Source organism: Dactylosporangium sp. CA-152071 (assembly GCF_050936335.1).
GTDB lineage: Bacteria > Actinomycetota > Actinomycetes > Mycobacteriales > Micromonosporaceae > Dactylosporangium > Dactylosporangium maewongense.
Map to the genome: position 1 here is coordinate 4,144,290 of NZ_JBNJMZ010000001.1, position 12,000 is coordinate 4,156,289.

The window sequence follows — 12,000 nt, forward strand, 5'->3', positions numbered from 1 at the left end:
TCGCGTGATCTTCAGTACCGCTGGCCAAGGGCACTAGGACGGGGGCACCAGGAACGCCAGAACGGCGTACGCGGTCGGCAGGGCGAGCAGGATCGAGTCCAGCCGGTCCATGAGCCCACCGTGACCCGGTAGCAGGTTGCTCATGTCCTTGACGCCCAGGTCGCGCTTGATCAGCGACTCGCCGAGGTCACCGAGCACCGACGCGGCCGCGACCGCGACCCCGAAGACGACCCCGTGCCACCAGACGGCGTCGGACAGGAGCAGCGGAATCGCCACCGCGCTGCCGGCACCGGTCCACACGACCGACCCCGCGAAGCCCTCCCACGACTTCGCCGGGCTGACGGAAGGTGCCATCGGGTGCTTGCCGAGGAAGACACCGGTCACATATCCGCCCGTGTCGGACAGCACCACGGCGACGATCGTCACCAGGACCCGCACCGCGCCGTCGGAGACGTCCTTGCCGGGGTGCGCGAGCAGCGCCGCGAAGGCGCCGAGGAACGGCACGTACACCGCGATCAGGGCACCGGCCGTGACGTCCCGCTGGTAGTCGCGGGGACCGCCGGCGAACCGCCACACGAACACCGCCAGCAGCGTCAGGAGCAGGCCGACCGGCAGGACCTCGGCGCCGCCGAACCAGGCGAGCACCACCATGGCCGACCCGCCGACGAGCAGCGGTGCGAGCGGCGGCCTCGCCTTGTTGACGCTGACGGCCCGGACCATCTCCCAGATGCCGACCAGGACGGCGAGCACCACCAGACCGAGGAACGCCGGGATCCACACGAAGAGCGAGGCGATGACCGCACCGCCCAGGCCCACGCCAACACCGATCGCGGCGGGAAGGTTGCGGCCGGCGCGGCGCTTGGGTTTCTCGCCGGCCGGCACTTGTTCGTTTGGCATAGACGCCTCGGGCGCGGCATCAACGTGCCGCGCCCTGGTCGAAGGGTTACCGGGGGGCGTCATCAGACCTCGAGGAGCTCTGATTCCTTGTGCTTGAGCAGCTCGTCGATCTGGGCGACGAACCTGTGCGTCAGGTCGTCGAGCTCCTTCTCGCCGCGGCGCCCGTCGTCCTCGCCCGCCTCGCCGTCCTTGACGATGCGGTCGAGCTCTTCCTTCGCCTTACGGCGCACGTTGCGCACGGCGACCCGGGCGTCCTCGGCCTTGTGCCGCGCGATCTTGATCATCTCGCGGCGCCGCTCCTCGGTCATCTGCGGGAGGTTGATCCGGATCTGCGTGCCCTCGTTGTTGGGGTTGACCCCGAGGTCCGAGTCGCGGATCGCCTTCTCCATCGCACCGATCACCGAGGCGTCGTACGGCTTGATGATCGCCATACGAGGCTCCGGGATGGCGATCGACGACATCTGCGGCAGCGGGGTGGGCGTGCCGTAGTAGTCGACCATCACCTTGCCGAACATCGCCGGGGTCGCTCGGCCGGTCCTGATGACCGCGAACTCCTCCTTGGCGTGCTCGATCGCGCGCTCCATCTTCTCTTCGGCCTCGAAGAGAGCTTCTTCGATCACGTGGTCTTTCCTCCTCGGTCCGGGATGGGCTCAGCGGTGATGAGCGTGCCGATCCTCTCACCACTCAACGCGCGAGCCACGCTGTCCTCCCCCTCGGCGCCGAACACGAGCATCGGCAGCGCGTTTTCCTGGCAGAGGCTGAACGCGGTCTGGTCGACGACCCGCAGGCCCTGCAGCAGGGCATCGGCGAACGTCAGGCTGTCGAGTTTGCGGGCCGTCGGGTCGGTACGGGGGTCGGCCGTGTACACACCGTCGACGCCGTTCTTGCTCATCAGGACCGTGTGCGCGTGGATCTCCAGGGCGCGCTGCACGGCGACGGTGTCGGTCGAGAAGTACGGCATGCCGGCGCCGGCGCCGAAGATCACGACCCGCCCCTTCTCCATGTGCCGGATCGCGCGGCGCGGGATGTACGGCTCCGCGACCTGCGCCATGCTGATCGCGCTCTGCACCCGCGTGTCGATGCCTTCCTTCTCCAGGAAGTCCTGCAGCGCGAGGCAGTTCATGACGGTGCCGAGCATGCCCATGTAGTCCGCGCGGGACCGGTCCATGCCGGCCCGGGACAGCTCGGCGCCCCGGAAGAAGTTGCCGCCACCGACGACGACGGCCACCTGGACACCGCGGCGGACCACGGCCGCGATCTGGCGGGCCATGTGCCGCACCACGTTCGGGTCGACGCCGACGGCGCCACCGCCGAACACCTCGCCGGAGAGCTTCAGCACGACGCGTCGCACCCCGATCGGGGCCGGCGTCAATGCCTGCCTTGCCGCTTCCACAGCGGTGTGCGTCATCTGGGCAACCTCTCCGTGTCCGTTCTGCCGCTGGAAGGGGATATGACGAGGGGGTCCCGGCATCCAGTGTGGATTCCGTGACCCCCTCCGCGCCCTGCTATCAGGCCTGGCCGACCTCGAAGTGGACGAACCGTGTCACCTCGATGCCGGCTTCGGCCAGCACCTGCTTGACGGTCTTCTTGTTGTCGCTGACCGACGCCTGCTCGATGAGGACGAAGTCCTTGAAGAAGCCGTTGACCCGGCCCTCGATGATCTTCGGCAGGGCGCCTTCCGGCTTGCCCTCCTCGCGAGCGGTCTGCTCGGCGATGCGGCGCTCCGACTCGACCGTGTCGGCCGGGACGTCCTCGCGGGTCAGGTACTTCGGCCGCATGGCCGCGATCTGCATCGCGATGCCACGCGCGTCGGCGAGGGCAGCCTCGTCGTCCTTGCCGGTGAACTCGACCGCGACGCCGACCTGCGGGGGCAGGTCCGGGCTCTTGCGGTGCATGTAGATCGCGACCGGCGAGCCCAGGACCGCGAGGCGGTTGATGACGAGCTTCTCGCCGATGCGCGCCGACTCGGTCTGGATCAGCTCGGCCACCGTGCTGTCGCCGAGCTTCGAGCCCAGCAGGGCCTCGACGTCGGCCGGCTTGGTCTCGTCGATGTGCTTGGCCAGCTTCTGGCCGAGCTCGACGAACGCCTCGTTCTTGGCGACGAAGTCGGTCTCACAGTTGATCTCGACCAGACCCGAGCCGACGTGGGCGACCAGGCCGTTGGCCGTGGTGCGGCCGGCGCGCTTGCCGACGTCCTTCGCACCCTTGATACGCAGCAGTTCGACGGCCTTGTCGAAGTCGCCCTCGGCCTCCTCGAGCGCCTTCTTGCAGTCCATCATGCCGGAGCCGGTCAGATCGCGGAGTCGCTTGACATCCGCGGCGGTGAAGTTGGACATGACTCTCTCTCGCTTGAGTTCGCCTTGACGGCTCGTGTCAGGCCTGGGTGGGTTCGGCGGCGGGAGCGGCGTCGTCGGGCTTGGCACCCTCGAGCAGCTCACGCTCCCACTCAGCGAGCGGCTCGTCGCCGGCCACGACGCCCGGCTCGGGCTTCTGGTCGGCACGGGTGGCGCGGCCCGACCGGGCGATGAGACCGTCCGCGACCGCGTCCGCGACCACGCGGGTCAGCAGGGCGGCGGAGCGGATGGCGTCGTCGTTGCCCGGGATCGGGAAGTCGACCTCGTCGGGGTCGCAGTTGGTGTCGAGCACGGCGATGACCGGGATACCCAGCTTGCGGGCCTCGTCAACCGCGATGTGCTCCTTCTTGGTGTCGATGACCCAGATCGCCGACGGGAGCTTCTGCATGTCGCGCAGACCACCGAGCGTGCGGCTCAGCTTGGTCTGCTCGCGCGACAGCTGCAGGGTCTCCTTCTTCGTGTAGCCCTGCGCGGTGCCGGTGAGGTCGAGGGACTCGAGCTCCTTCATCCGCTGCAGCCGCTTGTAGACGGTCTGGAAGTTGGTCAGCATGCCACCCAGCCAGCGGTGGTTGACGTACGGCTGACCGACACGCGTCGCCTGCTCGGCGATCGCCTCCTGCGCCTGCTTCTTCGTGCCCACGAACAGCACCGAGCCACCCTCGGCGACGGTGTTGCGGATGTAGTCGTAGGCCTTGTCGATGTAGTCCAGCGTCTGGCGCAGGTCGATGATGTAGATACCGTTGCGCTCCGTGAAGATGAAGCGCTTCATCTTCGGGTTCCAACGGCGGGTCTGGTGTCCGAAGTGCACGCCGCTTTCCAGCAGCTGACGCATGGTCACAGCCATGTTCGTGGGATCCTTTCGATCCTGGTTTCCACGACGGTCCGGTCGGTCCGCCGTCCTGGCGCCCGGTCGTCGGCCGTCTCACCCGACCCAGCGCGTGGCTGCGGATCGGGACCAGGGCGGCCGCCGCCCTGGTTTCTGGCCCGGCGCGAGAAAGCGGCGGGCTGCGGGAGGGCGCGCGAGGTCGACCGTGCGTGCACGGTCGCCGTCCGGAAGTGTACGCGCAGTCGCCGCCGACCCACGAATCCGCCCCCGGCTGCCGCGCCGACCAGGCCGATCCGTCACCCGGCAGGGCCTCGTCCGCCCACCGCGGCGGAGGGCCTCGGTCGCCGGTTCAGCGCTCGCCGGTCAGCCGGTCGTCGGCTCGTCACGTGGGCAGGGCCGCAGCCCGTCGGGCCGGACAAGCCGAGGCTGGTCACGTGCGCAAGCCGCGGCGCGGCCGGTGGACAGGCCGCGGCTGGTCACGCGGACCGGCCGCGGCTCGTCACGCGGACAGGGCTGCGACTCGTCCGGTGGACAGGCCGCGGCTGGTCACTTGGACCGGCCGCGGCTCGTCACGCGGGAACGGCGCGGCCGGTCAGGTGGACAGGGCCGCGGCGATGAACAGCAGCACCGCGATCGGCAGGTACGCCAGCGGCGTGCGCAGCCAGGCCCGCGCCCCCGAGGCGGCGGCCGCGGCGCCACCGATCAGCCCGTACAGGCCGAGGGCGAACATCGGCAGCCCAAGGATCATGAAGATGCTCGCAAGCGTGCCGGTGGCCTCGATCTTGTCGGCGGTCATCGCGGTCAGGAACAACCGCAGCACCGGCACCTCGAAGACGATCGTGAGCAGCACCAGCACGACGGCCAGCCCCGGCCGCTTCGACCGGTACACCGCACCGCCCGGCTCCGCGGCAGCGGCCGCGGGCGCTGCCGACGGCGGCGGGATCGCCGCGGTCAGGGTCGTCGGCGCCGCGAACGCGTCCTGCTGGCTCTGCTGAGCCTGCTGGCCGTACCCGCCCTGCGGCGCCGCCGGAGGCGCCGGCACCGTGGGCACCGTCACCACGGGCGACGACAGAGCGCTCACGGGCGCGCTCGGCGCACCGCCTGACACCGGCCGCTGCAGCGCGCTGCGGTCGATCGCCTCGGAGCGCCGCGACCTGGAGACCGACTCGGCGGCGTCGGGGTGCTCGGGAGCCGGCGGGAGCGGGGCGCTGAACTGCCCGCTCGGGCTGTCGCCGTACGGCAGGGGGTCGCCGCCGTAACCGCGGGACGCGCTGCGCGGCTCCGGGACCCGGTAGCCGTCGTCGTACTCGCGCTCGTCGGCGTACCGCGTCGGCGTGTAGCCGCGGTCGTCCCCGTAGCCCCGGTCGTCGCGCGACCGGTCTTCCCGGCGGTCGTCGCGGCGCTCGCCGCGGCCAGGCTCGTCGTATCCACGGTCGTCCGGGTACCAGCGGGGCTCCGCATCCGGGTCCGGGGAGTAGTTCCGGCGTCCATCCACGGTCCGTCACGGTAGGCGGTCCGGATGATCCCCGCCACTCCGGTGCACTGCCGGATATCCGCCGGTGACGGTCCTGGGCAACTCCAGCAGTGACCGGCGTCGCATACTCGGTGGGTGACTGACGCCTCGCGTGATCAACTCGTCGCCCGGATGCGCCCCTTCGGCACGACCATCTTCGCCGAGATGTCGGCACTCGCGGTCCGCACCGGCGCGGTCAACCTCGGCCAGGGCTTTCCCGACACCGACGGCCCCACCGCCATGCTCGACGCCGCCGCCGAAGCCCTCCGCTCCGGCCGCAACCAGTACCCGCCGGGCCCCGGCGTCCCCGAGCTCCGCGCGGCGATCTCGGCCCACCAGAAGGCGTTCTGGGGCCTGGACTACGACCCCGACGGAGAGATCATCGTCACGGCCGGCGCGACCGAGGCGATCGCCGCCACCATCCTCGCCCTCTGCGAGCCCGGCGACGAGGTCGTCTGCTTCGAGCCCTACTACGACTCCTACGCCGCCTCCATCGCCCTCGCCGGCGCGGTCCGCCACCCGGTGACCCTGCGCGCCCACGACGGCGGCTACGCCTTCGACCCGGCGGAGCTGCGCGCCGCCTTCGGCCCCCGCACCCGGCTCGTCCTGCTCAACTCCCCCCACAACCCGACCGGCAAGGTCTTCACCCCCGACGAGCTGGCGCAGATCGCCGCCCTCTGCGAGGAGTTCGACGCGGTCGCCGTCACCGACGAGGTCTACGAGCACCTGGTCTTCACCGACGCCGACAACCCCCACGTGCCGATCGCCTCCCTGCCCGGCATGCGCGCCCGCACGCTGCAGATCTCCTCCGCCGGCAAGACCTTCTCCTGCACCGGCTGGAAGATCGGCTGGATCTGCGGCCCCCGCGACCTGGTCTCCGCCGCCCTGCGCGTCAAGCAGTTCCTCACCTTCGTCAACGCCGGCCCCCTCCAGCCCGCGATCGCCGTGGCCCTGAACTCCCCGCCCTCCTACTACGAGCAGTTCCGCGACGACCTCCAGCGCAAGCGCGACCGCCTCTGCGAGGGCCTGACCGCCGCCGGCTTCGCCGTCCTCCGCTCGGAGGGCACCTACTTCGTCACCGCCGACATCACCCCCCTCGGCGGCACCGACGGCGTCGACTTCTGCCTCGCCCTGCCCGACCGCTGCGGCGTCGTCGCCGTGCCCACCCAGGTCTTCTACGACGACGCCACCGCCGGCCGCCACATCATCCGGTTCGCCTTCTGCAAGCGCGACGAGGTCATCGAGGAAGCCATCACCCGCCTCCGCCGCCTCTGACCCCGCCGTCATCGCATGATCGTGGGTGTGGGCGGCCACAGCAGCCGTTCGACAAGCGGCACAGCACCACGCCCAGAGCGCTGAACATCCACGAACCCGGCCGACCCGACTGATCAGAGAACACATCTGACTGCCGACGCCGCCAGACACGACGCCCCCCGGACACGAGCCGCCCAGACGCAACCCGACCCAGACCCGACCCCGCCTGACACGACAACCCCGGACACGACAACCCCGGGCACGACCTCCGCCCAGACCCGACCCCGCAGGACGCGACGCCGCCCAACCGCAACGCCGCCCAGCCGCAACGCCGCCCAGCCGCAACGCCGCCCGAACGTGACGCCGCCCGGAGGCGCGGGGCGAATCGGCGACGGCCGGGGGCCAGGGCTGCGGGCCAGGGCTGCGGGCCAGGGCTGCGGGCCAGGGCTGCGGGCCAGGGCTGCGGGCCAGGGCTGCGGGCCAGGCGTCCGCAACCCAGGCGTCCGCAACCCAGGCAGGGCATCCCGGGCGGCCCGGCGCTCCTTCCGCGGGGGCGGTCTGGCCACTGCTCGGGGTGCGCACCAGTGCGGACGCGGCCGGCGGGCGCGGTGGCAAGGACGGCCGGCTGACGGCGTGCCGCCCGGGGATGCTGTCACGAGCGGGCCTTCGGGGCGAGGCGGTAGCCGGCTTCGGTGCTGACGACGAAGCCGTGCTGCTCCAGAACGGGAAGGGTCCGGCGGGCGGCGCGGGTGGCGACGCCCGCGATGGCGGCGATCTCCTCCGCCGAGCGGGCGGCGCGAGGGGCCACCGCGTCGAGGACCCTGGCCTGGGTGGCGTCCAGGGCGTCCTCGGGGCGCTCTTCGCCGTGGATGGGGTCGGCGAGCTCCCCGAGCCGGCCGACCTCCTCGACGATCTCGTCGACGCGGGTGACGAGGACGGTGCCGGGGGTGCGGAGCTCGACGTGGCAGCCGACCGACATCGCCGAGGTGATCGGGCCGGGGACGACCATGGCGGAGCGCTCCAGGCGGCGGGCATAGGACAGCGTGTTGCGGGCGCCGCTGCGGGAGCCGGCCTCGACCATCACGGTGCCGCGGGTGGCGGCGGCGATGACCCGGTTGCGGGTCAGGAACCTGGTCTTGTGCGGCCGGGTGCCCGGTGGCCACTCGGTCAGCAGGAGCCCCTCCTCGGTGATGCGCTCGAACACGGCCGCGTTGGAGACCGGGTAGACCTGGTCGATGCCGCAGGCGAGCACCGCGCAGGTCACCCCGCCGGCGGCGAGGGCGCCCCGGTGGGCGGTGACGTCGACGCCGAGCGCGCCGCCGGAGACCACCGCCCAGCCGCGCTCCGCCAGGCCGAAGGCGAGCTCCGACGCGACGAACTCGCCATAGTGGGTGATGGCCCGGGCACCGACCACGGACACCGACCGCTCCAGCGCCTCCTCCAGCCGGACGGGCCCGCGCAGCCACAGGCACAGCGGCGGGTCGGTGTCGCGGCGGAGCGCGTCGGCGCCGTCGCGGCTGACCCGGGTGAGGTCGTCGAGCGCGGTGAGCCACTCCTCGTCGACGGCGGTGACCATGCGAGCGCCGAGCCGGCCCGCCCGCTCGGTCATCTCGCCGGCCAGGGTGAGCGCGACCCGCTCGGCCCACGCGTCGGCGGAGCCGGTGCGCGCGTCGAGCAGGGTGGCGTCGAGGCGGGCGTGGACCGCGCCGGCGAGCGCCTCGGTGACGCCGTGCCCGTGCAGCACCATGACCAGCGCCTCCGGCGCCCCGACAGCCCGCACCAGCAGCCCGAGCTCCCGGCTGCCGGGCTCCACCAGATGGGCCAGCGCCAGCCGCGCCGCCCGGTCGATGGTGCTCATCGGCCTCTCCTTGACCGCATCTCGAGGGCTTCGTGGACATCGCCGATGGTGGGGCGGTCGCGGCCGTCGAGGTCGGCGACGGTCCACGCGACGCGGGTCGCGCGGTCCATGCCCCGGGCCGACAGCTGGCCGCGGTCCATCGCGGTGGCCAGCGGGTGCAGCACGGCGCGCGGCAGCCGGAAGCGCCGGTCGCGCAGGACGGCGGCGGGGACCTCCCCGTTGGACCGGGCGTGCGGCGCCCACCGGCTCGCCGCCGCCTGCCGCGCACGCACGACCCGCGCCGCGACGGTCGCGGACGACTCGGCCGGCTCGGTGCCGAAGAGCGCCGCCGCGCGCACCGCCACCACGTCGACCTGGAGGTCGACCCGGTCCAGCAGCGGGCCGGAGAGCCTGGACCGGTACCGGACGCGCACCCCCGGCGGGCACTGGCACATGGCGTCGCCGCCGGGCCTCGCGCACGGGCACGGGTTGGCGGCGAGGACCAGCTGGGCCCTGGCGGGATAGACCGTCTCGCCGTGGACCCGGCGCAGCCGCACCTCGCCGTGCTCCAGCGGCTCGCGCAGGGCATTGAGGGCGCTGGCCTGGAACTCGGCGCACTCGTCGAGGAACAGCACCCCGTGGTGGGCCAGGCTGATCGCGCCGGGCTTGGCGATGCCGGAGCCGCCGCCGACGAGCGCCGCGATCGAGGACGTGTGGTGCGGCGCCTGCAGCGGCGCCCGGCGGATCAGGCCGGCGCCGGCAGGCAGCTCGCCGGCGACCGAGTGCAGCGCCGTGACCTCGATGGACTCCCGCTCGGTGAGCTCGGGCAGGATGCCGGGCAGCCGCTGGGCGAGCAGCGTCTTGCCGGCGCCGGGCGGGCCGAACATCGCCAGGTGGTGCCGGCCGGCGGCGGCCAGCTCGATGGCGCGGCGGCCGCGCTCCTGACCGAGGACGTCGGCGAGGTCGGCCGGCGGGCGCTGCGCCGGTGGCGGCTGCGTGGGCGGGTCGAGCAGCGTCTCGGTGCCGTGGACGAAGCCGATGATGCGGCCGAGGCAGTCGGCGGCGCGGACCCGCACGTCGGGCACGAGCCGCGCCTCGTCGACGTTGCCGGGTGGGACGACGACGAGGCCGGCGCCGGCGCGGCTGGCGGCGAGCACGGCGGGCAGCACCCCACGGACGGGCCGGAGGGTGCCGTCGAGGCCGAGCTCGCCGAGGATGACCGCGTCGACCAGCAGGCGCGTCGGCAGGTCGGCGCCGGCGGCGAGCACGGCGAGCGCCATGGCGGTGTCGAACCCGGAGCCGTGCTTGCGCACGTGGGCGGGCAACAGGTTGACCGTGATGCGCTGCTGCGGCCAGGTGGCCCCGGAGTTGTGCACGGCGGCCCGGATGCGGTCGCGGGCCTCGGTGAGCGCGGCGTCGGGCAGGCCCGACACGACGAGGCTCGGCAGCCCGGGCGCGACGTCGGCCTCGACCACGATCACCTGCCCGGCCACCCCTTGCAGGGCGACGGAGCGGATCTTCGCGTAGCCCATCAGAAGACCCCGCGGAGGTGCCGCACGCCGACGGTGTCGGCGCCGAGCAGGACGGCCACCACGTCGAAGCGGACCTGCCGCCGGTCGTCGGCGCCGTGCGTGGCCAGCCAGCGGGCGGCGAGCCGGCGCACGCGGCGGGCCTTGTCCGCGCTGACCGCCTCCGCCGGCGCCCCGAACTTGGCGCCCCGGCGGGTCTTCACCTCGACGAACACCAGCACCGGCCCGTCGCGGGCGACCACGTCGATCTCACCGGACGGGCAGCGCCAGTTGCGGTCGAGGGGGACGAGGCCACGGGCGATGAGGTGCCGCACGGCCAGGCGCTCGCCGAAGCGGCCCACGATCTGGTTGGTGTTGGTCATGTGGGGAGCCTGCCGCGTTTCGCGAAACGGGGCGCGACGCGAGCGGGCAACCTGTGGACAACGGGCCGCTTGTGGAAAACGGGAACGTCACAGCGACAGGCGCCACTGCTCCTCGGCGACGTCCACGCCGTACACGAACGCCGGGGTGGCGCTCTCCAGCACGAACCCGGCCCGCTGGTAGATGCGCCGGGCGGCGAGCAGCACGTCCTGCGTGTAGAGCACCATCTCCCGGTACCCGGCCCGGCGCGCGAACCGCACGCACTCGTCCACCAGCGTGCCGCCGACGCCCATCCCCCGCGCCGCCGGCTCCACGAACAGGAGCCGGAGCTTCGCCACGCCCTCGTCCGCCCGTACGCAGAAGATCGACCCGACGGGAGCGCCGTCGACCTCGGCGATCCACCCCGCCTCGGTCCGCGGGTCGTGCGAGGCTGCGTAGTCGGCGACGATGCGGGCCACCAGCGCCTCGAAGGTGGCGTCCAGCCCGTACTCCGCGGCGTAGAGCGCGCCGTGGCGCTGCACGACCCAGCCCAGGTCGCCGGGCAGCGGCGGCCGCAGGACCACGGCGCGCGGCGGCAGGACGCCCTCGAACACCGACCGGATCGTGTCCATCGCGCCGACCAGCCGCCGCCGGTCGACCTCGCCGACGGAGGCGAGCAGCCCGGCGATCTGCTCCTCGGAGCGCGCGTCCAGCGCCGCGAACGCCTCCCGCCCGGCCGGCGTCAGCTCGATGCGGCGGCGGCGCGCGTCCGATGCGGACCGGGACCGCGCGACGAGCCCATCGGCCTCCAGCCTGCCGAGGATCCGGCTCAGGTACCCGGCGTCGATGTCGAGCAGCCGCCGCAGCTCGGCCGTGTCGTGCGCGCTGTCCACGGCCAGCTCGTACAGCACCCGCACCTCGGCCAGCGAGTATGCGGAGTCGTGCAGGCCGGCCCGCAGCACCCCGATGAGGTTCGTGTAGTAGCGGTTGAACTCCCGTACGGCCGCGACAGTCATAGTTGACATAGTCAACAATTTTCCTGACGGAGTCAAAGAACTCAAGGCGATATCGCACAGCGATAGCGGGCACTATCGTTGGTGGCATGACTGCCCCTGCCGACAAGCTCGTGGAGCTGCTCGAGACGCTCCCCGCCCCAACCCGCCAGGAGATCACCGTCTGGCTCCTCGACCGTGGCACGCCGGCCCAGGTCGGCGGCGGCAACCTGCTCGCCGCAGCCGTCGAGATGCGCGCCGGCGTGCTGAACAACGCCCTCGGCGGCGCCCTGCCGGCGGGCGAGGAGAGCCAGCTCGTCACGTTTCGCCTGCCGACCGAGCGGCATGCCGAGCTTCGCGCCTGGTGCGCCGAGCACGGTTTCACGATGGCGGCGGTGGTCCGGGGCCTGATCGAACGGTTCCTCGAAGACCAGCTCCGCCGCAAGTGAGCCGTAAGAG

The 12,000-nt window shown here is 72.6% G+C and carries 12 protein-coding genes; 2 read left to right on the forward strand and 10 right to left on the reverse strand.

Annotated features, from left to right (window positions below; all coding sequences use genetic code 11):
* Window positions 1–33 precede the first annotated feature (33 nt).
* From ACQEVZ_RS18505 to ACQEVZ_RS18530, 6 genes are all read right to left on the reverse strand, one after another.
* Window positions 34–897, reverse strand: a complete 864-nt coding sequence (locus ACQEVZ_RS18505) for a phosphatidate cytidylyltransferase (RefSeq protein WP_425552351.1) — start codon at window positions 895–897, stop codon at window positions 34–36.
* A 62-nt stretch (window positions 898–959) separates the two neighbouring features.
* Window positions 960–1,517, reverse strand: a complete 558-nt coding sequence (gene frr, locus ACQEVZ_RS18510; protein WP_344507912.1) for a ribosome recycling factor — start codon at window positions 1,515–1,517, stop codon at window positions 960–962.
* A complete protein-coding gene (gene pyrH, locus ACQEVZ_RS18515) occupies window positions 1,514–2,305 on the reverse strand; it encodes a UMP kinase (RefSeq protein WP_344507914.1) in 792 nt (263 codons plus the stop codon). Before pyrH ends, frr begins: the two co-directional genes overlap by 4 nt.
* Before the next feature lie 100 nt (window positions 2,306–2,405).
* Window positions 2,406–3,233 carry a translation elongation factor Ts gene (gene tsf, locus ACQEVZ_RS18520; protein ID WP_433368024.1) on the reverse strand — a complete coding sequence of 276 codons (828 nt, stop codon included), beginning with the start codon at window positions 3,231–3,233 and terminating at the stop codon, window positions 2,406–2,408.
* 37 nt (window positions 3,234–3,270) lie between these two features.
* Complete coding sequence (gene rpsB / locus ACQEVZ_RS18525; RefSeq protein WP_344507918.1) at window positions 3,271–4,095, reverse strand: 30S ribosomal protein S2; 825 nt, start codon at window positions 4,093–4,095, stop codon at window positions 3,271–3,273.
* 574 nt (window positions 4,096–4,669) lie between these two features.
* The gene (locus tag ACQEVZ_RS18530; RefSeq protein WP_433368029.1) at window positions 4,670–5,572 is read right to left on the reverse strand and encodes a hypothetical protein; all 903 of its coding nucleotides are present in this window, start codon (window positions 5,570–5,572) and stop codon (window positions 4,670–4,672) included.
* Window positions 5,573–5,686: 114 nt separating this feature from the next.
* Between ACQEVZ_RS18530 and ACQEVZ_RS18535 the strand changes: the two genes are divergently transcribed.
* On the forward strand, window positions 5,687–6,865 hold the full coding sequence (locus ACQEVZ_RS18535) for a pyridoxal phosphate-dependent aminotransferase (RefSeq protein WP_433368032.1): 1,179 nt from the start codon (window positions 5,687–5,689) through the stop codon (window positions 6,863–6,865).
* Window positions 6,866–7,496: 631 nt separating this feature from the next.
* Here the strand turns inward: ACQEVZ_RS18535 and dprA are convergent.
* The 4 genes from dprA to ACQEVZ_RS18555 all read right to left on the reverse strand — a co-directional run bounded on the left by dprA (window position 7,497) and on the right by ACQEVZ_RS18555 (window position 11,565).
* Window positions 7,497–8,702: a DNA-processing protein DprA gene (gene dprA / locus ACQEVZ_RS18540; RefSeq protein ID WP_433368035.1), complete on the reverse strand. Its 1,206-nt coding sequence runs from the start codon at window positions 8,700–8,702 to the stop codon at window positions 7,497–7,499.
* Entirely contained in the window at window positions 8,699–10,213 is a 1,515-nt protein-coding gene (locus tag ACQEVZ_RS18545) for a YifB family Mg chelatase-like AAA ATPase (protein WP_354888715.1), read from the reverse strand. Before ACQEVZ_RS18545 ends, dprA begins: the two co-directional genes overlap by 4 nt.
* Window positions 10,213–10,572 carry a YraN family protein gene (locus ACQEVZ_RS18550; protein ID WP_433368039.1) on the reverse strand — a complete coding sequence of 120 codons (360 nt, stop codon included), beginning with the start codon at window positions 10,570–10,572 and terminating at the stop codon, window positions 10,213–10,215. The genes ACQEVZ_RS18545 and ACQEVZ_RS18550 overlap by 1 nt, the downstream gene beginning before the upstream one ends.
* Window positions 10,573–10,659: 87 nt before the next feature.
* On the reverse strand, window positions 10,660–11,565 hold the full coding sequence (locus ACQEVZ_RS18555; protein WP_433368042.1) for a bifunctional helix-turn-helix transcriptional regulator/GNAT family N-acetyltransferase: 906 nt from the start codon (window positions 11,563–11,565) through the stop codon (window positions 10,660–10,662).
* Between the two features lie 86 nt (window positions 11,566–11,651).
* Here ACQEVZ_RS18555 and ACQEVZ_RS18560 point away from each other — a divergent pair, with 86 nt between their 5' ends.
* On the forward strand, window positions 11,652–11,990 hold the full coding sequence (locus ACQEVZ_RS18560) for a hypothetical protein (protein WP_344507929.1): 339 nt from the start codon (window positions 11,652–11,654) through the stop codon (window positions 11,988–11,990).
* Window positions 11,991–12,000 lie beyond the last annotated feature (10 nt).